Genomic DNA, 22758 nt, shown 5'->3' on the forward strand with positions numbered 1-22758 from the left:
AGTCGGCGTAACAGCCCACGGCCCTGTCCACAGACCTTGATCAGAACAACCCGGAGGTCGGGGGTGGGGTGCCTTTGAGTTGCCAGGCCCCCACCGCCGCGGCTTTCCACTGCCGGGGGTTGTGGTTGGCCACAGTGCGGGCATTGCGCCAGTGCCGGTCAAGGTTGTGCGCCCGCCCCGTGGTCGAGGCCCCGCCCACGTCGAATACCAGCTCCGCCGCCTTGAGCGCAGACTCCGCAGCAATATATTGCGCCTGCGCCACGTCCACCGCCGCCCGGTCTACCAACAGCGGATCAAGATCCCCTGCCCACGCCCGGTCTATGGCCTCAGCCGCACGCAGCACCACCGCCTCGGCCGTGAAAGCCCGGGCCGAGATGTCCCCCACGCTCAGCTCCACGTAAGGGTCGTCCACCGAACGGTTGGCGCTGCTGTGCTTGATCGGCCGCGCATGCTCATTGGCAAACGCCACCGCATCATTCAAGGCATTGCGCGCAATACCCGCCTGCACCGCCGCCAGGAACAATTGCAAAAATGGCGTGACGATGGTGCGCTTGCCCTCCTCCACGGTCCGGGTGCGAATCTCTTGCGCCAGCACCTGTACGTTGTTCAGGCGGGTAGTACCGCTGGCCGTCAGGCGCTGGCCCATGGAGTCAAAATCGTCCAGCAGCTCAAGCCCCTGACGGTTACGCGGCAAGATGAACGACACCGGCTGATCGTTTTCGTCCAGCGCCACCGCGCTGACCCAGTCGGCATATAACGAACCGGTGCTGTAGTACTTGTTGCCCGTGGCCCGGTAATGCTCGCCGTCACGCACTATCCGGGCGCTGATCGAGCCGTTGGCGCCACCGACTTCCCAGCCCGCATTGCCGATCACCGCGCCCTGCAGGTAGCGCTCGAACCAGCGTTCGCGCTCGCCTTCGGCATCATCCGCCCGGGACGCCAGCAACCCTTCGACAAAACCGAAGCCGGGACGCAATGCCTGAGCAACGTTGGAGTCCACCGCCGCGATACGGATCAATAAACCGATGACCTCTTTCACCGAGCCGCCACTGCCGCCATAGCGGACCGGAATTCTGGCGCTAAAAAAGCCGGCTTTGGCAATCTGCGCCACCGCCTCAAACGGCAGCAGCCGGTCGCGTTCGCGCAATGCCGCGCCCTGGCCGATCTCCGGCAACAGGCGGTCGGCACGGGCATTGAGTTCTGCCACCGTAGCAACGGGACGTTCGGTTACAGCAAACAGCTTACTCATGGCAGTTCCTTGGGTTGATGACGCTTAAATGGCGATTTTCCAAAGCTGTGATTCATCAAACAGCCACGCGCTGTTCTCTGCTTCCAGCGGCGGCACCACCAGTTGCACTTGGGCACCGGGCAGACGCGGTACGGCCCCCAGCAGGCGACGGGTGTATTCATGCTGTGGGTTGTCAAACAGCGCCTCGACTGCGGCGCTTTCCACGACCTTGCCGTGACGCATCACCAGCACTTCGTCGCTGACATGGCGGATCACCCCCAGGTCGTGGGAAATAAACAGATACGCCAGCCCCAGGCTGGCCTGCAGGTCCGCCAGCAGGTCGAGCACCTGGGCCTGTACCGATACGTCCAGGGCCGATACCGGTTCATCGCAGATAATCACTTTCGGGTTACTGGCAATGGCCCGGGCGATCGCCACCCGCTGGCGCTGACCACCCGACAATTGCAACGGGCGGCGGGTGGCCAGGTCGGCCGGCAAGCGCACCTGCTCCAGCAACTGGCGGATGCGTACAGCCTGTTGCCCGGCCTCGAACCCTGCTACATCCAGGGCGTCGGCAAGGATTCGGGCAACACTCCAGCGCGGGTCGAACGAGCTGAGGGGGTCCTGATAAATGACGCTGATATCCCGTCGATGCAGGCGCCGCTGTTTTTCCGTGACCCGCTGGCTGCCCGCCGCCGTCCACGGCTGACCGAGAAACTCGACCCGTCCCGCATCCGGTTCCAGCAGCCCCAGCACCATGCGCGCGACAGTGGTCTTGCCCGAGCCGGACTCGCCGACGATGCCCAGAGTACGCCCGGCCCGCAGTTCAAAACTGACGCCATCAACCACTTGCCGCGATTGATGATCGGGGCCGACATAAGCCTTGCCCAGCCCGCTGGCCCTGAGCAGCAACGGCGAGTCAGCCGCCGGACGGGGCTGCCCGCCCACTGCCGGCTGCCCCGGCGACAGGCGCGTACCCCGCGCATGTTCGGCAGGTACCGCATCCAGCAAGGCGCGGGTGTAAGGGTGGCGCGGGTTGCGCAACACCTGCTGCATTGGCCTCTGCTCCACCGTTACGCCGTGGCGCAGCACCAGCACTTCATCCGCCAGCTGCGCCACCACCGCAAGGTCATGGCTGATGATCAGCAACGAGTCGCCGCGGGCCTTGATTTCCTGCAGCACTTCAAGGATCTGCGCCTGCACCGTGGCATCCAGTGCGGTGGTCGGTTCATCGGCGATTACCAGCCCCGGACTCAGCGCCAGCGCACTGGCAATCAGCGCCCGCTGACGCAGGCCACCGGACAGTTGATCGGGACGTTGCCGGGCGCGCAACCGGGGCTGCGGCACTCCGACTTTATCCAGCAACTCGATCACCCGCTCGGCGCGGCTGCGACGATCGCCCCAGTTGTGGGCCTTGAGCACTTCAAGGATTTCCTTGCCCACTGGCCGCAAGGGGTCAAGGGACACCAGCGCATCCTGCAGCACGAAACCGATGCCCTTGCCCCGCAGTCGACGCCAGCCGCGCTCGGACAACCCCAGCAGATCCTGCCCGCCATAACTCAGAGTGCGCGCAGTCACCCGCGCACCGGCGCCCGCCAGGCCAATCAGGCTGCGGGCAGTCACGCTCTTGCCGGAACCGGACTCACCGACCAGGGCCAGGGTCTTGCCCGGGGCCAGGGTAAACGACAGGTTGTGCACCACGGTCTGGCCGTCGAATTCGATGGACAGGCCTTCAACGATCAAGTGTTTGTCACTCATGACAGGCGTCCCTCCAGACGTTGTTGCAGATAGCGGCCCGCGACCGTGGTCGAGAGCGTGGTCAGTACGATGAACAGCCCGGGGAAGAAGGTCAGCCACCAGGCATTGGCAACAAAGTCACGCCCCATCGACAGCATGGTCCCCCACTCCGGCGCGGGCGGCGGCGCGCCCAGCCCCAGAAAGCTCAGGGCCGAGGCCCAGACAATGGCCTGACCGACGCCCATGGTCAGGGTCACGATCAGTGGGCGCATGGCATTGGGCAACAGCTGGCGCAGGATGATCCGCCGTGTCGGATGCCCCAGGGCCACGGCGGCTTCGATGTAGCCGGCGTTACGCACCGCCAGTACTTGACCGCGCACCATGCGCGCATAGCCCGGTGCCCCGCCCAGCCCGGTGGCGACGATCAACGGACCGACGCCACTGCCAAAGATCGCCACGAACAGCAGCGCCAGCACCAGACTGGGGAAGGCAAACAGAATCTCCAGCAGCCAGCCGACACCGCGATCCAGATAGGCGCCGCCCAGGCCACCCAGCAAGCCCAGGACAATCGCAATGCCCATGGCCAGTGCCGTGGCGGCCAGGCCGATGAACAAGGACTGGCGGGTGCCGTAGATAACCCGCGAGAAAATATCCCGCCCCGATTGATCGGTGCCGAACCAGTGCGCCCAGCCCGGCGGGTGAAAGGCATCGTGGGGAACAATCGCCAATGGATCGCTGTGGGCAAACAGTTGCGGCGCCAGCGCCGCGATGATCAGAAAGGCCAGGAAGGTTACGGCCAGCAAGGGGCCGGGACGCAGCCGGGACGCTGTGCGCTGAACCCGGACAGCGGGCAGCGTGGTTTCGAAAGTCAGTTCACTCATGCTGTTTTCCCCTGTTGCCGGGGATCGATCCACAGGTACAGCAGATCGATCACAATGTTGGCCAGCACATAGACGGCGGCCACAGCCAGACTGATGCCGATGGTCAGCGGCAAGTCCTGCGCCTGCACTGCCTGATACAACTGGCGGCCCAGGCCCTTGCGCGAAAAGATCACTTCAATCACCACCGCGCCGCTGATCAGCGCGCCGATGGCCCAGCCAGACAATGAAATACCGGGCAACACCGCATGGCGCAGGGCGTGCTTGAAGCGCACGGCGGTGTCGCTCAGACCCCGGGTGCGGGCAGTCAGGACAAAGGGTTGTTCCAGTGTCAGTTCAAGGGATTCACGGGTGACCTGGGCGATAAAACCGGCCAGCGGAATGGCCAGTGCCACCGCCGGCAATACCAGGGTGCGCCAGCCATCGCTACCGGCCGGGGGGAACCAGCGCAGGCCGAAGGCGAACACCGCCAGCAGCAAAATACCCAGCCAGAAGTGCGGCAAGGCAGCGGCCAGGGTTTCGGCCAGCGAGGCCAGGCTGGACACCCAGCGGCCACGGCCGGCGGTGAGCACGGTCAGCGCCAGGACCAGCAGCCAGGCCAGCGCCAGGGCGCTGAAGGTAAGCTGCAAGGTCGCCCAGGATTGCTCGGCGAGCACCTGCGTGACCGGTAAGTGCTGGGAGTAGGACATCCCCAGGTCGCCTTGCAACAGACGCCCCAGGTACAGCGCATATTGAACCGCCAACGGCTTGTCCAGACCAAACTCACGGGTGGCTTGAGCAATGGTCTCTGCGGTCGGGTTGCCACTGGCGCCGCCAAGAATGGCCAGCACCGGATCACCCGGCATCAGGTGCAAAGCGAAGAAGGTCAGGGTCGCGACGGCCCACAGCACCAGCACCCCGCCTGCCAGACGCCATGTTGCACGACGGGCCAGCCGGGCCAGACGTTCGTGCCGCGCATTGGAGTATGTGATTGCGCTCATTGGTTTACCCCTCTCATTTGTTCACCCAGGCGTCATACAGGTAAGTCACCGCCAGCGAAGGCTCCAGACGCACGCCCTGGGTGGTCTTGTAGATCCCCAGACGCGAGCTTTGCGGGTAGGTGGTCAGTTGCAGGTATTGCTGCGAAGCAATCTGCTGGGTCTGGTAGTACAGGGCTCGACGCTGCTCGGGGTCCTGGGTGGCCAGGGCTTGCTGGTTGATTGCGTCAAACTGCGGGCTGGCGAACCCTGCGGTGTTCTGGTGGTAGCCACCGACGCCTGCCGGCTGCACGAACTCCGAGCCGAACACAATGCGCAGCACGTCTGCGCTGTTGGTGTTCCAGTAGCCCACCCGGATGTCGTAGTCCCAGTCGGCCTGACGCTGGGTGGCCTGGACATCGCTCATCTGCTCCACCAGCAACTCGAACCCGGCCTTGCGTGTGGTGGCCTGGACCTGCTCCCACAGCGTCAGTTCCGAGGGTGGCGTGCGGTTGCCAATCACCACATGCACCTGCAGGCGCTTGCCGTCACGGGTGCGATAACCCTCGGCGTCGCGCCCGGTCCAGCCACTTTCATCCAGCAGCTGCGCGGCCCGGCCCTGATCGTAATCCTGGGCATGTTCGAAGTCCGGACTGTAAAAGCGCGTGGCCGAACTCAGCGCGCCACCGGCCCGGGGGAATTCATTGAAGTACACGCTTTTCAGCGCGCCCTCGACATCGGCGCTGCGCACAAAGGCTTCACGCACCTTCAGATTATCGAAGGGTGCGCGGGTGATATTCAGCGTGCCGTTGGTGGGGTTGCCCGGACGCAGGGCGACCAGCATGGTCAGGTCCGGATTGCGCCGCGCCGCCTCATGGGACTCGGGCGGCAGCGCCTCGATCACGTCGACCTCGCCTGCCTGCAACGAGGCAAAACGCACCGATGGCTCCTGGATGAACTTCCACACAATGCGCTCCAGCCATGCCGGGCCCTGATGCCTGGCGGTGGGTGGCGCCCAGTTGTAATCCGGGTTGCGTACCAGTTCGACCTGGTTCTGGCGGTCCCATTTGACGATCTTGAACGGGCCGCTGCCCACCGGGCTTTCACAGTTCTGGTCACGGGAGCGCAGCAATGCCGTAGGCGATTCAATGCCCAGAAAGCCTTGGGCCAGCACCTCCAGAAACGCGGCATAAGGTGTGGCCAGATGCACCACTGCCGTGTAGTCATCGAGCACCTCGGTGCTGCGGTACTGGCGGATATAACCACCGGCGGTACTGGACTGGGTTTTCGGATTGGCCATGTGGTCCAGGTTGGCCTTGACCGCTGCCGCGTTGAACGGCGTGCCGTCGGTGAAGTGCACGTCATTGCGCAGATGGAAGGTGTACACCAGGCCGTCGGCCGACACCTCCCAGCCCTTGGCCAGCCACGGACCTATTTGCCCCTGCTCGTCCATCGATACCAGCGAGTCGAGATACTGCTGGCCGATAAACACCTGAGGCATGTCCCCGCTGACATGGGGGTCCAGGCAAGTGGGTTCGCGGTCAGTGGCGTACACCAGCGTGCCGCCGCTGACCGGCTTGTCACTGCGCGCGACCGTGGAGGTATCCGGGCCGCAGCCGACCAGCAGACTGCACAGTGCAGCAAAACCGATGAGGGGTGTACGTTTGAGCAGCGACCTGGATCGTCTGCCTTGAGATCGCAGATGGGGTGAGCGTTCGAGCATGGGGCTTACTGCCTAAAGTCCGGGAACAGGGCTATTGCACAAGGCATGCCGGGTTTTTCGGCCAGTAAACAGGGGTAATGCGCGGGGGGACGCGGGGTAAAAACCAACACTGTGTGCGGTCACTGTTGGTGGGCCAACAGTTGCCGAACGTCAGCTGCGGCAACGGCCAGGAAAAACCTATATCTCTTGTGCAGTCGCTGACGACGCACGAGGCTGCGATAAGAGCCGCAGGCCCGTCATCCATGGGGCCTGCGGCGCTGTCCATCGCAGGTGCCGTACTTCTAAGGCGCCGGGTTGGGTGTGCGCTGATGGACAGCCTCGATCTGGGCCAGGATGTCTGGATCGAGGGTCAGGTGCAGCGCGCCGAGGTTTTCGCGCAACTGGGCCAGGCTGGTCTGGCCGGTCAGTGCACTGGCCACAAAAGGTTTGTTGATGACATAAGCCAGGGCCAGTTGCGCCGGGCTCAGGTTGTGTTGTCTGGCGATCTCAAGGTAGCCATTGACGGCCTGGTCCACCGCCGGGCCGTCATAGCGGTTGAAGGTGCGGTACACCGCTGCCAGGCGCGAGCCCTCGGGACGCGCACCGCCCAGGTATTTGCCGGTCAGCGAACCGAAGGCCAGGGGCGAATACGCCAGCAGCCCTACGCCTTCGCGATGGCTGAACTCCGAGAGCCCGCCCTCATACAGGCGGCTGAGCAAGCTGTAGGGGTTTTGCACGCTGACAATACGCGGCAAGCCCAGACGCTCGCTCTGCTTGATGAACTCAGCCACACCCCAGGGGGTTTCATTGGACACGCCAATGTGGCGGATCTTGCCGGCCTTGACCTGCTCGGCCAGTACCGACAGGGTTTCTTCAATGGCCACGCTCTGGTTGTCTTCGGCATAGGGGTATTCACGCTGGCCGAAAAAATTGGTCGCCCGGTCCGGCCAGTGCAGTTGATAGAGGTCCAGATAGTCGGTGTTCAGACGCTTGAGACTGCCGTCCAGCGCTTCGACAATATTGCGCCGGTCGTGCCGGGTCAGGCCGTCACGAATGTGCAACTGCCCGCCGGGTTCACGGGCCGGGCCGGCAATTTTACTCGCCAGGACCACATCGGCGCGACGGCCGCTGCGGGCCAGCCAGCTGCCGATGTAGCGTTCAGTGGTGCGCCAGGTATCGGCATGGGTCGGGGTGGGATACATCTCGGCGGTGTCGATCAGATTGACGCCTTCAGCCAGCGCCAGCTCGATCTGCTGGTGGGCATCGCTTTCGCTGTTTTGATGGCCCCAGGTCATGGTCCCAAGCCCGATGACGCTGACCTTGATGTCACTTCTGCCCAGTTGGCGATAACGCATGGGTAATCCTTTGATTGAGGTTTAAAACGCAGGCGGATCCTTGCAGCTAGCATGCCACGTAGCACAAGCCCGTGTCCCCGGGCCCAATGAACGCCCAGGATGGTTGAAGGCCGGACAGATTGCTTTTTAAACAGCAACAGCTCGCGAGCAAGCTCGCTCCTACGGTGAGGTGGGTGGGTGGGATGCAACCGCTACCACCCTGTGGGAGCTGGCTTGCCAGCGATGGCGGTGAGTCAGTCAATGCATCCGGCAATGACATTGCGCCATCGCGAGGCAAGCTCGCTCCTACAGTGGAGCGGGCGGGATATTCAGGACAACCGCTACCACCCTGTGGGAGCTGGCTTGCCAGCGATGGCGGTGAGTCGGTCTATGCATCCGGCAATGACATTGCGCCATCGCGAGGCAAGCTCGCTCCTACAGTGGAGCGGGTGGGATATTCAGGACAACTGCTACCACCCTGTAGGAGCTGGCTTGCCAGCGATGACGGTGGGTCGGTCTATGCATCCGGCGCTGACATTGCTCTATCGCGAGGCCAGCTCGCTCCTACGGTGGGTAACCCGCCAGCATTGAAGTCACCCCGACCATACAGGCCAGCAACGAAACTCCTGTCACCGTGGCAACCGCCAGCACCCCGGGGGCTGTCACCGGGGTGCTATTGAGCAGAGGACGATGGCGGCACGCGCCATACACCAACGTGGCGGATGAGTTCGCGGATGACCGGCAATTTGCCGCGACCCTGGCCCGCGGCCTGGAGATCCTGCATTGCTTTACCCCGCGGGACACGCAACTGGGCAATGCCGAACTGGCGTCACGCACCGGTATGGCGAAAGCGACAATCTCGCGTTTCACCTACACCCTGGTGCGCCTGGGCTATTTGCGGATCAATCGGCTGAACAATAAATACCAGTTGGGTTCGGCTGTTTTATCCCTGGGCTATCCGTTGCTCGCCAGCCTCAACATCCGGCAAATCGCCCGGCCTTTCATGAAAGAGATGGCCGATCATATTCGCGGTTCGGTTTCCCTTGGCATTCGTGACCGGCTCAGCGTGGTGTATCTGGAAAGCAGCCGCAGTGCAGCGCCCATGAGCCATCCACCGGATGTTGGCTTGAGCTATCCGATTGTGCGCACGGCCATGGGGCGGGCATTGATTGCTGCCTCTTCACGGGAAGAGCGCACGGCATTGCTCAACGAAATCAAAGTCAAAACCCCTGACGACTGGAAGATGTTCCAGACCCGCATCGAAGAGAGTGTGCAGGAATATAACCAGCGCGGATTTTGCGTGTCCTATGGTGATCTGCGGCGTGAGATCCATGCGGTTGCGGTGCCGATGCGGCCCATGCCGGATGGCGAAATCCTGGTATTCAACTGCGGGGTTTCGGCCTTTATGTTGAATGAGGGGCAACTTAAAAACGATATCGGGCCAAGGCTGGTATCGATGGTGCGCAGCATCGAGGGCATGCTGGGGATTTACTGATCGGGGCCAGTGGTCGCTGACCAGGCACCAGGCGGCGATGGACTGCGCAGCAGGCCCCGCAACTGAAGGCCCTGGGGCCCTTATCGCAGCCTGGTTCATGGTCAGCGACTACACAATCCGCGCATTTTGTAGCCGTTGGCGCAGGCTGCGTCCGGTCACGCAGCGATTATCATCGGAGGGCTACGATAAGTCTGGCAATTGCCGCTGACCTTCGGGAAAGCCGTGGTTACGGGCGCTGAAAACAATCCACAGTCCCGCCAGCAACAGCACCAGCAATACCCAGGGAAAGATGCCAACCCCGACCTGATCCAGCAACACGCCACCGGTCAGTGCGCCGATCGCGATGGCGCTGTTCCAGACCACCACGTTCAATGACAGCGCAACATCGGCGCCCTCGCCTGCAGAGTCCGCCAATGCGGTTTGCAGCAAGGTGGCAGCACCGCCAAACGATAAGCCCCACACCAGCACGCCGGTGTATATCACCGCCACTGATTGAGCAAAAAAACCAAATACCAGCGCGATCGCAGCGAATGTTCCAAGGCTTGCCAGCACCGCTTTGCGCAAGTGCCGATCCACCAGCCTGCCGGTGAGCCAGATCCCCACCAGCGCCGCAAGACCGAATACCAGCAGCACGATATCGACGTCATTGCCCAGACCTGCCGGCGCCACGAAAGGTGCGATGTAGGTGTAGAGAATGTTGTGCGCCAGCATCCAGGTCATCACCACCCCAAGCACAGAGCGCACCCCCGGCGTCAGCAGCACCTGCCGCAGACCGGTGCGCTGCGATGCCGACTGCCCCGGATAATCGGGCACCTTGACCAGAACCCAGACCATCAGCACCAGGGTCAGACCCGACATCAGGCCAAAGGCCGTGCGCCAGCCCACCATTGCCCCCAACCATGTGCCCAAGGGTACGCCGAGCGAGAGCGCGATCGGCGTGCCGACCATGGCCACTGCCATCGCCCGCCCCTGCAGGTGCGGTGCCACCATGCGCCGGGCATACCCCGCCAGCAGGCTCCAGGCCAGACCTGCAGAGGCACCGGCAAAAAAGCGCGCAACCAGGGTCACGCCATAGCTGGAAGACCAGGCGGTAATCGAGTTGAACAGCAAAAAGCCGACAATCGTCAACAGCAGCACATTGCGCCGACGCCAGCCCTGGGTAGCAATGGTCAGCGGGATGGCGGCCAGCAGGGATCCCAGCGCATACACCGTGACCATCTGCCCTGCCAGTGAAGATGAAACCTGCAGACCGCTGCTGATTTGTGCCAGCAAACCCGCTGGCAAGGTCTCGGTCACGATACAAATGAAGCCGGTCATGGCCAGCGCGAGCAGTGCCCCCATGGGTAATCGTTCAGTGTTGTGTTGTGCTGCCGCCATCGCTTGTTCCAGCCTTGTTAGTTATGTATCGATGAGTACATATGTAGTCACGGGAAAGAACAATGGTCAACGACTTTTGTATCGAATAGTATTTAAGTCCTGTTACCGAGGAGACTCCAATGGCACAGATGGGACGCCCGCGTACGTTTGACCGGGATGCGGCAATCACCCAGGCCATGCACCTGTTCTGGGAGCACGGCTACGACTCGACTTCACTCAGCCAGCTCAAGGCGAGCATCGGCTCCGGCATCTCCGCGCCCAGTTTTTACGCGGCCTTCGGCTCCAAGGAAGCCTTGTTCAAGGAAGTAATGGAGCGCTACCTGAACACCCATGGCCAGGTCACCGAATGCCTGTTTGACCTGCAGTTGCCTGCCCGCGAGGCAATTGAAAGGACATTGCGTGGCTCCGCCAGAATGCAATGCGAGGATGGCCACCCCCGGGGTTGTCTGGTGGCGTTGGGACTTATGAGTGCCAGCTCGGCTGAAGCCATCGCCATTTGCGCCCCGCTCGCCGCAGCCCGGGCGCGCAACCGGGCCGGGTTTGTTGCCTGTGTGGAGCGCGGCATTGCCTCGGGCGAGTTGCTGGCACAAACCAGTCCCGTCGCCCTGGCCACGGTGTTTGAAAGCTTTTTGCTGGGGCTTACAACCCTGGCCAGAGATGGCGTAGCCCATGGCGTGATGGAGGCTGCCATTACTCAGGTAATGAGCGCCTGGGATGCCATGCGCAGCTACATGGCGGATTGAAAGGGCTCGCTCATCTCTGGCCCGGACACCCTGTAGGAGCGAGCTTGCTCGCGAGCTTTTCAGTGCGGTATTTCGAATCGCCAACAGCTCGCGAGCAAGCTCGCTCCTACGGTGGGATGGGTGGGATGCAACCGCTACCACCCTGTGGGAGCTGGCTTGCCAGCGATGGCGGTGAGTCAGTCTATGCATCCGGCGCTGACATTGCTCTATCGCGAGGCAAGCTCGCTCCTACAGGGGCTGGTCTGCAGATGGCGCTCCTACAAGGCCAGCTGGTCCACCAGCAACTGAGCTGCCGGCGTGAGCGAGATGCCGTGGCGGGTGACGATTTCGTAAGGCTCGCTGCGGGATTTCAGCTCTAGCGGCAAATGCACCAGCATGCCGTGGGTAACCGCCATCTGCGCCACATCCACCGGCATCACGGCGACCAGATCCGGGTCTTGCAGCAATAACGAGAGCGTGGTGAAGGTGGATGAGGTTTCAATCGGGTAGGTCGGGAAGTTCAGCCCCGCCTCTCTGAACTCGCGCTCCAGGGTCAGGCGCATCGGCATGTTGACCGGGAACACCACCCACGCCGAATCAGCCAGATCACTCAACTCCAGGGATGCGCGACCGGCAAACCGATGGCGGGGGCTGGCGACCACCACCAGCGGTTCCTGATCCCGCAGGTGGCAGTCATATGCCGCCGGGTGCCGGCTGACGCTGGTGCGACAAAGGGCAAGGTCCAGCCGCCCTTCATCCAGCAGTAGCAGCAAGCGGGCGCTGGTGTCTTCGACAATCTCCACCGACAGCTGCGGCTGTTTGGCCCGCAAACGCGCCAGGCACTCCACCAGTGCCGGCACTGCGCCCATGATCACCCCCACCGACAGGCGACCCCCGTGGCCCTGCATGATGCCGAGCATTTCTTCACGCAAATGCGCCACGTCAGTGTGGATCAGCCGCGCATAACGAATCACGCAGCGCCCAAGGTCGTTGGGGGTCAGACCTTTGGTCGTGCGCTCGAACAGGGTTGAACCCAGGGTCGATTCGATTTCATGCAACGCCTTGGTCGCACCGGGCTGGGTGATCGCCACGGATTCGGCCGCCTTGTGCAGGGAGCCGTGTTCGTCCAGGGCAATCAGCAAACGCAGTTGCTTGAGGCGCAGGCGGGAAATGATGGTGGTGAGGGATGGCAGCATAGGGGATGACTAATGGTTATCGCTCAATCAGCATCTGTCATTAGGCAGCATCTCTGACAAAAATTAAAGTGAGCCCCAGAAGAGCCGTTACGGCTCGCGATAAAAATAACCTGCGAAGAGCTCACTCCATGCGTTTAATCCAGTTTGAAACCACCCGTGGCACACGACAGGTCGGTGTTATTGAAGGCGATGAAATCCATGTGGTGCGCGCCACCGACACTACCCGGGAGCTGGCGCTCAGCGCCATTGCCAAGGGCCACGGCCTGGTGGAAGAGGTGCTGGAACGCGGCACCGAGCCAAGTCCCTACAGTTATCGCCAGACTTTGCTCGAAGGCCGGGTCTTGCCGCCGCTCGATCACCAGGACCCGGCCCATTGCCTGGTCAGCGGCACGGGCCTGACCCATCTGGGCAGCGCTTCGACCCGCGACAAAATGCACCAGAAAAACGCCGGCGAGCAGGCCGCCATGACCGATACCGCACGGATTTTCCAGTGGGGCATCGAAGGCGGACGCCCGCCTGCGGGCACCCCGGGGGTCCAGCCCGAGTGGTTCTACAAGGGCGACGGATCGATTGTGGTTCGCCCCGGCGCGGCCTTTGACACGCCGCCATTCGCCGAGGATGCCGGCGAAGAGCCCGAGTTGACCGGCCTGTATGTGATCGGCGAAGACGCCAAGCCGTACCGCGTCGGTTTTGCCCTGGGCAACGAATTTTCCGACCACGTCATGGAGCGCCGCAATTACCTGTACCTGGCCCACTCCAAGTTGCGTAACTGCAGCTACGGCCCGGAACTGCGGGTCGGTGAGCTACCACGTCATCTGAGCGGGATGAGCCGCATCCTGCGGGGCGACGAGGTGATCTGGGAAAAAGAGTTTCTGAGCGGTGAGGACAACATGTGCCACAGCCTTGAAAACCTTGAATACCATCACTTCAAATATGCGCAATTCCTGCGCCCCGGCGATGTGCATGTGCACTTCTTCGGCACCGCCACCCTGTCCTTTGCCGACCAGATTCAGACCCGTGAAGGCGACCGGTTCGAAATCAGCATGGCCGAGTTTGGCGAGCCTTTGGTCAATGGTATCCAGGCCGGTGCTGCCGAGCTGCCCGCCGGCAAGGTAAAACCACTGTAAATCGCTTTGCGGGTCTGCCAAAAGACCCGCCTCGCTTGATAAAAAATATAAAAATCGAGACACGTATGAACCTCAAAACTTCAGCGCCTGCGTCGTCCACGCTGGCCGATCACGCGGATGCGTCGCGTCCAACCACCGTGCGCTGGCGCATATTCCTGATCCTGCTGCTGTTGTCGGCGATCAACTACATCGACCGCGCTTCGCTGTCGGTGGCGATGCCGCTGATTTCCGCCGAGTTTGAAATGACGCCGGCCCTGGAAGGCTTGATGCTCAGTGCGTTTTTTTGGTCGTACGCATTAATGCAGATCCCCGGCGGGATGCTGCTGGACCGCTTTCAAGTGCGCAATATCGTCGGTGTTGCCACCGTGGGCTGGGGCTTTTTTCAAGCCATTGCCGGTGGTGCCCACAGCTGGATCACGCTACTGGCCACCCGTATCGGCCTGGGCGTTGCCGAATCACCGATCATGCCCGCCGGCGCCAAGTTGAACGGCGCTTGGCTAACGCCTAACGAACGTGGACGCGGCGCGACCCTGGTGGACGGCGGAGCCCCTCTGGGAACCGCGTTCGGCGCCATCATCATCGCCGGGCTGATTACCTGGTTTGACTCCTGGCGGATTGCGTTCGTGATTGCCGGGGTCGGCACCATGATCGTCGGCGTCTGGGCCTGGTGGTACATCCGCAACAGCCCGGCCGAGCACCCCAAGGTCAACGCGGCCGAACTGGCTTACATCACCGACGCCAATGCCGAAGCGGCCCGCACCCACGGCGAACGCAAGGCCATTCTCAAGGACCTGCTCAAAAGCCGCTCGGTGCTGGCCATGTTTGCCGGGTATGCCTGCTACAACAGCGTGTTCTACGGCCTGTTGACCTGGATGCCGAGCTATCTGCACAAGGCCCACAACCTGGATATCAAGGCCATGGGCGGCGCCACGTTCCTGATTTTCATGTGCGGTTTTATCGGTGAAATCTTTGGCGGCTGGCTGGCGGACAAATGGAAAGACGCAGGCGGCGCGCCCAACAAGGTGATGCGTTGCATGTTCGGCGGTTCGGCGGCCATTGCCGCGCTGTGCATCCTGCTGGTGGCTTACACCCCGGACGCCGTCACCGTCATTTCCCTGCTCTGTGTGGCGCTGTTTTTTATCCGCTGGTGCGGTATGTACTGGTGCCTGCCGGCCATTCTGGGGGGCAAATCCAAAGCCGGAGTACTGGGTGGCAGCATGAACTTCTGCGGCAATATGGTCGGGGTTATCGTGCCCATCCTGATCGGCCTGATCGTGCAGTTCACCGGTTCGTATTTCCTGGCGCTGATCTTCTTTGTGGTCATGGCGTTCGGCCTGATGCTGTTTTCTTCCCTCATTGACTACCGTGAACGCGGACTGGCCTGAGCCACTGCGCTCCATTGGGGTAACCGTGATGCAACTGATAACTAAAACAGGCAGCGAAAATGCTGCCAATGCCGTGATCCGCCTCAATCCGCTGGACGATGTACTGATTGCCCGGCAGCCCATTCCACAGGGCCTGGTGCTGGAAGCTGAAGGGCTGGTGGCGTTGAACCCGATTCCTTCCGGGCACAAGATTGCGACCCGCACTATCGAACCCGGCCAGCCGCTGCGCCGCTACGGCCAGATCATTGGCTTCGCCAGCCAGCGGATCAAGGCCGGGGAGCATGTGCATGTGCACAACCTGGTGATGGGCGACTTCTCCCGCGATTACGCTTTTGGCGTCGATGCGCGCGGGGTCGGGCCCCAGACCAGCGACACCTTCATGGGCATAGTGCGGGCCGATGGCCGGGTCGCCACCCGCAACTACATCGGCATCCTGACTTCGGTTAACTGCTCGGCAACCGTAGCCAAGGCCATTGCCGATCATTTCCGTCGTGATATCAATCCCCAGGCCCTGATCGACTACCCCAATGTTGACGGGGTGGTTGCCCTGACCCACAGCTTCGGCTGTGCCGTGGACCCGGGCGGCGAAGCCCTGGCCATGTTGCGCCGCACCCTGGGCGGTTATGCGGTGCACCCCAATTTCGCATCGGTGCTGATGATCGGCCTGGGTTGCGAAACCAACCAGATCGCCGATTTGCTGGCGGCCCAGGGCCTGGAAAAAGGCGAGTTCCTGCGCGCCTTTACCATCCAGGGCACGGGCGGCACCTCGAAAACCATCGCCAGCGGCATCGAGCAGGTCAAGTCCCTGCTGGCCCGGGCCAACCAGGTAGAACGCCAGCCCGTCAGCGCCAGCCACTTGATTATCGGCCTGCAATGCGGCGGCTCGGATGGCTACTCGGGCATCACCGCCAACCCGGCGCTGGGCAATGCGGTCGACCGGCTGGTGGCGGCAGGCGGTACCGCCATCCTGTCCGAAACCCCGGAAGTCTATGGCGCCGAGCATTTGCTCACCCGCCGCGCCGTCAGCCAGGAGGTGGGCGAGAAGCTGATCAAGCGCATCCACTGGTGGGAGGACTACTGCAAGCGGATGAACGCCGAGCTCAACAACAATCCGTCGGCGGGCAACAAGGCCGGAGGCTTGACCACCATTCTGGAAAAATCCCTGGGTGCGGTGGCCAAGGCAGGCTCCAGTGATCTGGTGGATGTTTATGAATATGCAGAAACAGTCCGCGCCCACGGCCTGGTGTTTATGGACACCCCGGGCTACGACCCGATTTCGGCCACCGGGCAAGTCGCTGGCGGCGCCAACCTGATCGCCTTTACCACAGGCCGGGGCTCGGCATACGGCTGTGCGCCCTCGCCTTCGATCAAGCTGGCGACCAATACCCGACTCTGGGAAACCCAGGAAGAAGACATGGACGTGAACTGCGGCGGCATAGCCGATGGCAGCATGACCATCGAAGAACGCGGCGAATACATCTACCGCATGATGCTGCGCATTGCTTCGGGCGAGCGCAGCAAAAGCGAGCAGCACGGGTACGGTCAGAACGAATTTGTACCCTGGCAGATCGGGGCTATTACCTGAGTCCACACCCCCTACAGGTTTCACCGATTCTCTTGAGGACACACAGATGACACACATCAGCGGTCAAAATTTTATCGCCGGGCAGCGCTGCGCTGCCGGCACCGTACATTTGCAAAGCCTTGATGCCAGCACCGGCGAAGCATTGCCCTATACCTTTATCCAGGCCACCGAGGCCGAAGTCGATGCCGCAGCCATGGCTGCCAGCGCCGCATTCCCGGCGTTCCGTGGTTTACCGGCAAGCCGCCGGGCCGAGTTTCTGGAAGCCGTCGCCGATGAAATCGACGCCCTGGGGGACGATTTCGTGGCCATCGTGTGTCGTGAAACCGCCTTGCCTGCCGGGCGTATCCAGGGCGAGCGTGGCCGCACCAGCGGGCAAATGCGCCTGTTCGCCAGCGTACTGCGCCGGGGGGATTTTTACGGTGCCCGTATCGATCAGGCCCTGCCCGACCGCCAGCCCCTGCCCCGGGCAGATCTGCGCCAGTGGCGCATCGGGGTCGGCCCGGTAGCCGTGTTTGGCGCCAGCAATTTTCCGCTGGCATTCTCCACTGCCGGCGGCGATACCGCATCGGCCCTCGCAGCCGGTTGCCCGGTGGTGTTCAAGGCCCACAGCGGGCATATGGCGACTGCCGATCTGGTGGCCCAGGCCATTGAGCGCGCAGCCACCCGCACCGACATGCCGGCCGGGGTATTCAACATGATCTACGGCGCCGGTGTCGGCGCCACCCTGGTCAAGCATCCGGCGATTCAGGCCGTCGGCTTTACCGGGTCGCTGGCGGGCGGACGTGCCCTGTGTGACATGGCAGCGGCCAGGCCGCAGCCAATCCCGGTATTTGCCGAGATGTCGAGCATCAACCCGGTGTTGATGCTGCCCCGGGCCCTGGCTGCACGCGGCGAGAAACTGGCCCTGGAGCTGGGCGCTTCCGTGATGCAGGGTGCCGGCCAGTTCTGTACCAGCCCGGGTCTGGTGCTGGGTATCCGTTCCCCCGAGTTCAGTGGCTTTGTCGAAGCACTCAGCCAGTTTTTCAGCAACCAGCCTGCGCAAACCCTACTCAATGCAGGCGGTTTGCACAGCTACAGCAAAGGCATCAAGCGCCTGGCAGAAGTGGCCGGCATCCGTCATCTCGCAGGCTCCGGGCAACACGGCAATCAGGCCAGCCCGCAGCTGTTCCAGGCCGATGCCAGCCTGTTGATCGACGGCGCCGAGGTGTTGCAGGAAGAAGTGTTCGGACCGACCACCGTGATTGTCGAAGTGGCAGACAAGGCCCAGTTGCTGCAGGCGTTGCATAGCCTGCATGGCCAACTGACTGCGACACTGATTGCCGAACCTGCGGACCTGCAGGCGTTCGCCGAGGTGGTGCCGGTGCTGGAGCAGAAGGCCGGACGCCTGCTGCTCAACGGCTACCCGACCGGCGTCGAAGTCTGTGACGCGATGGTCCACGGCGGGCCGTACCCGGCGACCTCCGATGCCCGCGGCACCTCGGTCGGCACCCTGGCCATTGACCGTTTTCTGCGCCCGGTGTGCTACCAGAACTACCCCGACAGCCTGCTGCCGGACGCGTTGAAAAACGCCAACCCGTTGGGTATCCAGCGTCTGGTCAACGGTGAAAGCAGCCGTAACCCGCTGGCTACCTGAGGGAGGGATGTTTTTTGCAGGAGCGAGCTTGCTGGCGATCCGCTAGCACCTCGCTCGTTCAGCCAGACCGCAGTGATGCCATCGCTGGCAAGCCAGCTCCCACAGGATCCGCCGGCCACCACAAATCCCTGTAGGAGCGAGCTTGCTCGCGATCCATTGGCACCTCGCTCGTTCAGACAGACCGCAGAGATGCCATCGCTGGCAAGCCAGCTCCCACAAGATCTGCCAACCACCACAAATTCCTGTAGGAGCGAGCTTGCTCGCGATCCATTGGCACCTCGCTCGCTCAGCCAGACCGCAGTGATGTCATCGCTGGCAAGCCAGCTCCCACAAGATTGCCGCCGGCCACCACAAATCCCTGTAGGAGCGAGCTTGCTCGCGATCCACTGGCACCTCGCTCGCTCAGCCAGACCGCAGTGATGTCATCGCTGGCAAGCCAGCTCCCACAAGATCTGCCAACCACCACAAATTCCTGTAGGAGCGAGCTTGCTCGCGATCCACTGGCACCTCGCTCGTTCCGACAAACCGCAGAGATGCCATCGCTGGCAAGCCAGCTCCCACAAGATCCGCCGGCCACCACAAACCCCTGTAGGAGCGAGCTTGCTCGCGATCCACTGGCACCTCGCTCGTTCAGCCAGACCGCAGTGATGTCATCGCTGGCAAGCCAGCTCCCACAAGATCCGCCAACCACCACAAATCCCTGTAGGAGCGAGCTTGCTCGCGATCCATTGGCGTCTCGGTCGTTCCGCCAAACCGCAGTGATGTCATCGCTGGCAAGCCAGCTCCCACAAGATCTGCCAACCACCACAAACCCCTGTAGGAGCGAGCTTGCTCGCGAGCTTCTCAAGATTGCCGCGTTCACATGGCATCAATATCGGCTCGATAAAAAGCTCGCGAGCAAGCTCGCTCCTACAGGGTCAGGTGTCCTCAGGCCCCTTCGAACTTGAAGGCCGGGGTCACTTGAAACCGGCTTGAAACTTCACCCGAGTAAATCGTGCTCTGGTCCGGCCCCAGGTCCAGTTTTTTTACCGCTCCCGTGGCTTTCGAAAAATCAATCCGGTTCAGGTCGACCCAGAACGTGTTGGGGCTGATCGCCGATTCAAAGAAGTACAACCCGCGCTTGTGGTCGATCACCGATCGCCAGCGGGTCGACGAGATGTTCGGCTCGCCGGGCGTGGTAATGCCGAAAGGCACCGAAACGTTCCTGATCACACTGAATACGCTGGCCAGTGAGGAGCGCGGGTCTTCGGATTTGGGCACGGCATTGACATAAAAGGATGCCCGCGCAAAACGGTCGGCCGAACGGTTGGTGCCGGGGAGCATTACCGTGCCGCCAATGGCTTGCCAGTACGCATTCATTGCCAGTTGCGCATCGAATGCTGGTGAGTTGGTCATCACTTGATAGCGTCGGTCATGGTGGATCACCTGCTTGCCATCGATGTATTCAATGATTGCACTGTCACCCGAGGCGTCAGACATCGAAAGATGCAGGGTGGCCAGACGACTTTCACCCGGCACCTGCGCAGTGACCACGGTGAAGGGCTCGGTTTCCAGCACCGCAACCGCTTCGGCAACACTGCTGAAATTATCCAGAACATACTGCGCCCAGGCCGCAATGCTCAGCCCGGGTTTGCCTTTATGCACCGGCGGATACTCCGACTCCACCAGCCACAGCAGGTTGGCCGAGAGCCCGGCTTCGTTCACCCCGTCGGTGGTGGAAATGTCATAGCCGGTGGCAATCACACTGCCGTATTTAGAGGTCCATTTCAGTGAGCCGGCGCCCACTTCTCCAGTTCGCTGCATGCCTTGCGGGAAGATCCACAGATTGGTCGCCACATCGGTTTTCCAGTCCATGGAGCGTGCCGTAATCACATTCTGGTTATCGCCCAGGTACACCAGGCGGGTGCAGGCATCGGCCACCGGTAGCGCCAGGCTAAAGCCTGCCAGTGCCAGCGCCAGGTATCGGGTTTGTTTGAGCAGCTGCATTCCTTGGCCTCCTTGAAGACGGACTAAAACCGCATGGACAGGCCCAGCACCGGTCCGCGCTGGGTCACATCGTATTTGAACTTGTTGCCGGTGAAGTCGGTGGTCCGGTACTCCTGGGACAGCACCCGGTAACCGACGCGAATGATGGCGGGGTGATCAGCAACGTACATTCGGTAGCCCAGATATCCCTGGGCGTTCCAGGTTTTCTTCGAGGCTGTATCCATGCCGCCGATGTCGGCCTCACCGGAAAGGACCCAGCGATCAGTCAGGTCGACCTGAGTGCGCAAGCCCACAAATGGATCCGTCCACTCGGTTTTTTTGCTGATACTGAACCCCAGGGCGTTGACGTCAAGCTTTGTCGAGAGCTTGGTCCAGCGCAGGCCGACAGTGGGTTCCAGGCGCCAGGTGCGCGGCTCGGAAAAGACCGTTGCGCCCCCCAGCGCGTGTTCATACACCCGGTAGTACACACCGCCGGCAAGGGTGGTCTGGGTGATCGCCAGCCCGACCTTGCGCCCGTAGACCCTCTCGGACTGATCGGTTTTGGCATACACACCATCGAGGTAGAACCCCAGGGTGCGATTGGTCAGTTCCAGGTTGCCCATGAATACTGAGCTGAGGTTGTGCACGACCTCTGAGAACGGTACATCGACCCTGCTGTTGACCCCGCCCAGTGCCGCCTGCCCGTGCATGGACGGCGCCCACACAAACGGACTTGCCAGCAGCAGCCACTCTGGCCCGGCGGCTGTCGCCGCCGGGCCTTCACCATGGGCCATGTGCATGCAAGCCAACAGCGGCACAGCCACTGATGCAGACTTGAATGTCTGTCTTGTCAAAGGTTTGAGCCTCATTGCCTGTCGTCCCGATTGACCCGCTAGCGAATTGATCAATAGGTATAGCAAAGAAACTCACTGCAGCCTGTGCCCTGCGTCAAGGGCTGCGGGGGGCTGGCAGAGACGCTATTGAGGGATCACCGCAGGCACGACGCGCACGGAAGTTCTGGCCAGCAGGTAATAGAGAATGCCTGGCACCACCAGCCCTACGATCCAGGAAATATCCACCCCGCCCAGCTGCGCAACCATCGGCCCCGAGTAGAAGTGACTGTCGACAAAGGGCAGCTGGATCAAGACACCTGCCACATACACGCTGATGCCCAAAACGTTCCAGCGACCGTAGCGGCCCCGCGGGTCAGACAACGCCTTGAGGTCGTAGCGCCCCTTGTTGATGAAGTAGTAATCCACCAGGTTGATGGCGCTCCAGGGGGTAAAAAAGGTCAGCAGGAACAGGATGAAGTACTTGAAGGTATTTAAAAACGAGTCCTGCCCCAGCAACGCGAGGGTGGTCGACACCGCGACAATCACCAGCACAAACAGCATGCGCTGGCGGGCAGTTATTTCCAGGTGGCTGCGCCAGCCGCTGATGATGGTGGCGATGCACATGAAGCTGCCGTAGGCGTTGAGGGTCGACACCGTGACCTTGCCGAAAACGATGCTCAGATACAGCAATGAAGCCATCAAACCGCTACTGCCCAGTCCGACAATAGTGGCCACTTCATGACCACGAAAGTTGCTGCCCGCCAGTGCTGCGGCGAACACGCCGAGCACCATCGAAGCCTGGGCCCCCACTACAGTGCCCAGGCCCACGGCAGCAAAGGTTTTCCAGGACGACGTAGCGCTCGGCAGGTAGCGCGAGTAGTCCGCCACATAGGGACCGAAAGCGATCTGCCAGGAGGCCGAAAGTGACACCGCCAGCAGGAAAGATCCCCAGCTGAAGTGGCGATTTTCCAGCAACAGGCCGATATCGTGCAGCGTCATCAGCCGGGTAAACAGATAGGCAAAGGCAATGATCCCCAGCACGCTGGCCACCTTGCCAACGATGTGGATGACGCGATAACCGAAAATGGTCAGAAACGCGATACAGGCCGAAAAGATCAGGATCCCGGCGCTGTCACTGACATCGATCAACTGAGCAATGGCCTGCCCGGACAGTACCGCGCCAGTGGCGCTGAAGCCCAGGTACATCAGGCACACCAGCACTATCGGGATGGCAGCTCCGTAGACCCCGAACTGCACCCGGCTGGAGATCATCTGTGGCAAGCCCAGTCTGGGTCCTTGAGCGGCATGCAAAGCAACCACGGCTCCGCCAAACAGCTGACCGATAAACAAGCCGATCAACGACCAGAACACATCCCCGCCGAGTACTACGGCCAGAGCCCCGGTGACTATTGCGGTGATCTGCAGGTTGGCGCCGAGCCAGAGGGTGAACTGGCTATAGAGGCTGCCATGGCGCTCGGCCTCGGGAATGAAATTGATCGAGCGAGTTTCAATCAGCGGACTTCGCTGATGACTGACACTGGGATTGCTCATCAGGGTACTTCCTTTATTTTTTTTATTGGAAACGCTTGTTGCATGTTCTGCGCC

At 61.8% G+C, this 22758-nt stretch carries 17 protein-coding genes; 6 read left to right on the plus strand and 11 right to left on the minus strand.

Annotated features, from left to right (window positions below):
• Positions 1–40 precede the first annotated feature (40 nt).
• The 6 genes from EQV90_RS14075 to EQV90_RS14100 form a co-directional block, all read right to left on the minus strand.
• The gene (locus tag EQV90_RS14075; protein WP_127196730.1) at positions 41–1249 is read right to left on the minus strand and encodes an acyl-CoA dehydrogenase family protein; all 1209 of its coding nucleotides are present in this window, start codon (positions 1247–1249) and stop codon (positions 41–43) included.
• A gap of 24 nt (positions 1250–1273) precedes the next feature.
• Positions 1274–2986, minus strand: coding sequence for an ABC transporter ATP-binding protein (locus EQV90_RS14080; RefSeq protein WP_240878264.1), 1713 nt, complete (start codon positions 2984–2986; stop codon positions 1274–1276).
• Entirely contained in the window at positions 2983–3846 is an 864-nt protein-coding gene (locus EQV90_RS14085) for an ABC transporter permease (RefSeq protein ID WP_003447523.1), read from the minus strand. The genes EQV90_RS14080 and EQV90_RS14085 overlap by 4 nt, the downstream gene beginning before the upstream one ends.
• Entirely contained in the window at positions 3843–4823 is a 981-nt protein-coding gene (locus EQV90_RS14090) for an ABC transporter permease (protein ID WP_003447522.1), read from the minus strand. Before EQV90_RS14090 ends, EQV90_RS14085 begins: the two co-directional genes overlap by 4 nt.
• Before the next feature lie 13 nt (positions 4824–4836).
• Positions 4837–6522 carry an ABC transporter substrate-binding protein gene (locus EQV90_RS14095; RefSeq protein WP_240878265.1) on the minus strand — a complete coding sequence of 562 codons (1686 nt, stop codon included), beginning with the start codon at positions 6520–6522 and terminating at the stop codon, positions 4837–4839.
• 281 nt (positions 6523–6803) lie between these two features.
• Complete coding sequence (locus tag EQV90_RS14100; protein WP_010656112.1) at positions 6804–7856, minus strand: NADP(H)-dependent aldo-keto reductase; 1053 nt, start codon at positions 7854–7856, stop codon at positions 6804–6806.
• A 613-nt stretch (positions 7857–8469) separates the two neighbouring features.
• On the opposite strand from EQV90_RS14100, the gene EQV90_RS14105 reads away from it, so the two are divergent.
• Entirely contained in the window at positions 8470–9330 is an 861-nt protein-coding gene (locus EQV90_RS14105) for an IclR family transcriptional regulator (RefSeq protein WP_240878267.1), read from the plus strand.
• A 180-nt stretch (positions 9331–9510) separates the two neighbouring features.
• On the opposite strand, the gene EQV90_RS14110 is transcribed toward EQV90_RS14105, so the two are convergent.
• A complete protein-coding gene (locus tag EQV90_RS14110; RefSeq protein WP_010656113.1) occupies positions 9511–10707 on the minus strand; it encodes an MFS transporter in 1197 nt (398 codons plus the stop codon).
• Between the two features lie 119 nt (positions 10708–10826).
• Between EQV90_RS14110 and EQV90_RS14115 the strand changes: the two genes are divergently transcribed.
• Positions 10827–11450, plus strand: coding sequence for a TetR/AcrR family transcriptional regulator (locus EQV90_RS14115; protein ID WP_240878269.1), 624 nt, complete (start codon positions 10827–10829; stop codon positions 11448–11450).
• A 257-nt stretch (positions 11451–11707) separates the two neighbouring features.
• On the opposite strand, the gene EQV90_RS14120 is transcribed toward EQV90_RS14115, so the two are convergent.
• The gene (locus EQV90_RS14120; RefSeq protein ID WP_003447511.1) at positions 11708–12625 is read right to left on the minus strand and encodes a LysR family transcriptional regulator; all 918 of its coding nucleotides are present in this window, start codon (positions 12623–12625) and stop codon (positions 11708–11710) included.
• Between the two features lie 128 nt (positions 12626–12753).
• Between EQV90_RS14120 and araD1 the strand changes: the two genes are divergently transcribed.
• The 4 genes from araD1 to EQV90_RS14140 all read left to right on the plus strand — a co-directional run bounded on the left by araD1 (position 12754) and on the right by EQV90_RS14140 (position 18355).
• Positions 12754–13752 (plus strand): AraD1 family protein, encoded by a 999-nt coding sequence (gene araD1 / locus EQV90_RS14125; protein WP_010656115.1) that lies wholly within the window; start codon positions 12754–12756, stop codon positions 13750–13752.
• A gap of 65 nt (positions 13753–13817) precedes the next feature.
• The gene (locus tag EQV90_RS14130) at positions 13818–15137 is read left to right on the plus strand and encodes an MFS transporter (protein ID WP_010656116.1); all 1320 of its coding nucleotides are present in this window, start codon (positions 13818–13820) and stop codon (positions 15135–15137) included.
• Between the two features lie 28 nt (positions 15138–15165).
• Positions 15166–16722 (plus strand): altronate dehydratase family protein, encoded by a 1557-nt coding sequence (locus EQV90_RS14135; RefSeq protein WP_127196740.1) that lies wholly within the window; start codon positions 15166–15168, stop codon positions 16720–16722.
• A 46-nt stretch (positions 16723–16768) separates the two neighbouring features.
• Positions 16769–18355 (plus strand): aldehyde dehydrogenase (NADP(+)), encoded by a 1587-nt coding sequence (locus EQV90_RS14140; protein WP_161718499.1) that lies wholly within the window; start codon positions 16769–16771, stop codon positions 18353–18355.
• 927 nt (positions 18356–19282) lie between these two features.
• On the opposite strand, the gene EQV90_RS14145 is transcribed toward EQV90_RS14140, so the two are convergent.
• The 3 genes from EQV90_RS14145 to EQV90_RS14155 all read right to left on the minus strand — a co-directional run bounded on the left by EQV90_RS14145 (position 19283) and on the right by EQV90_RS14155 (position 22704).
• The gene (locus tag EQV90_RS14145; RefSeq protein WP_240878270.1) at positions 19283–20341 is read right to left on the minus strand and encodes a linear amide C-N hydrolase; all 1059 of its coding nucleotides are present in this window, start codon (positions 20339–20341) and stop codon (positions 19283–19285) included.
• Between the two features lie 23 nt (positions 20342–20364).
• Entirely contained in the window at positions 20365–21120 is a 756-nt protein-coding gene (locus EQV90_RS14150) for a hypothetical protein (protein WP_238839919.1), read from the minus strand.
• Between the two features lie 177 nt (positions 21121–21297).
• Positions 21298–22704 (minus strand): cytosine permease, encoded by a 1407-nt coding sequence (locus EQV90_RS14155; protein ID WP_240878272.1) that lies wholly within the window; start codon positions 22702–22704, stop codon positions 21298–21300.
• Between the last annotated feature and the right edge of the window lie 54 nt (positions 22705–22758).

This window comes from Pseudomonas sp. TMW22089, assembly GCF_022496645.1.
Taxonomy (GTDB): Bacteria; Pseudomonadota; Gammaproteobacteria; order Pseudomonadales; family Pseudomonadaceae; genus Aquipseudomonas; species Aquipseudomonas paraversuta.

Coding starts and splice junctions, on each gene's coding strand:
- EQV90_RS14075 (WP_127196730.1), bottom strand. CDS start 1,249: ATGAGTAAGCTGTTTGCTGTAACCGAACGTCCCGTTGCTACGGTGGCA.
- EQV90_RS14080 (WP_240878264.1), bottom strand. CDS start 2,986: ATGAGTGACAAACACTTGATCGTTGAAGGCCTGTCCATCGAATTCGAC.
- EQV90_RS14085 (WP_003447523.1), bottom strand. CDS start 3,846: ATGAGTGAACTGACTTTCGAAACCACGCTGCCCGCTGTCCGGGTTCAG.
- EQV90_RS14090 (WP_003447522.1), bottom strand. CDS start 4,823: ATGAGCGCAATCACATACTCCAATGCGCGGCACGAACGTCTGGCCCGG.
- EQV90_RS14095 (WP_240878265.1), bottom strand. CDS start 6,522: ATGCTCGAACGCTCACCCCATCTGCGATCTCAAGGCAGACGATCCAGG.
- EQV90_RS14100 (WP_010656112.1), bottom strand. CDS start 7,856: ATGCGTTATCGCCAACTGGGCAGAAGTGACATCAAGGTCAGCGTCATC.
- EQV90_RS14110 (WP_010656113.1), bottom strand. CDS start 10,707: ATGGCGGCAGCACAACACAACACTGAACGATTACCCATGGGGGCACTG.
- EQV90_RS14115 (WP_240878269.1), top strand. CDS start 10,827: ATGGCACAGATGGGACGCCCGCGTACGTTTGACCGGGATGCGGCAATC.
- EQV90_RS14120 (WP_003447511.1), bottom strand. CDS start 12,625: ATGCTGCCATCCCTCACCACCATCATTTCCCGCCTGCGCCTCAAGCAA.
- araD1 (WP_010656115.1), top strand. CDS start 12,754: ATGCGTTTAATCCAGTTTGAAACCACCCGTGGCACACGACAGGTCGGT.
- EQV90_RS14130 (WP_010656116.1), top strand. CDS start 13,818: ATGAACCTCAAAACTTCAGCGCCTGCGTCGTCCACGCTGGCCGATCAC.
- EQV90_RS14135 (WP_127196740.1), top strand. CDS start 15,166: ATGCAACTGATAACTAAAACAGGCAGCGAAAATGCTGCCAATGCCGTG.
- EQV90_RS14140 (WP_161718499.1), top strand. CDS start 16,769: ATGACACACATCAGCGGTCAAAATTTTATCGCCGGGCAGCGCTGCGCT.
- EQV90_RS14145 (WP_240878270.1), bottom strand. CDS start 20,341: ATGCAGCTGCTCAAACAAACCCGATACCTGGCGCTGGCACTGGCAGGC.
- EQV90_RS14150 (WP_238839919.1), bottom strand. CDS start 21,120: ATGCACATGGCCCATGGTGAAGGCCCGGCGGCGACAGCCGCCGGGCCA.
- EQV90_RS14155 (WP_240878272.1), bottom strand. CDS start 22,704: ATGAGCAATCCCAGTGTCAGTCATCAGCGAAGTCCGCTGATTGAAACT.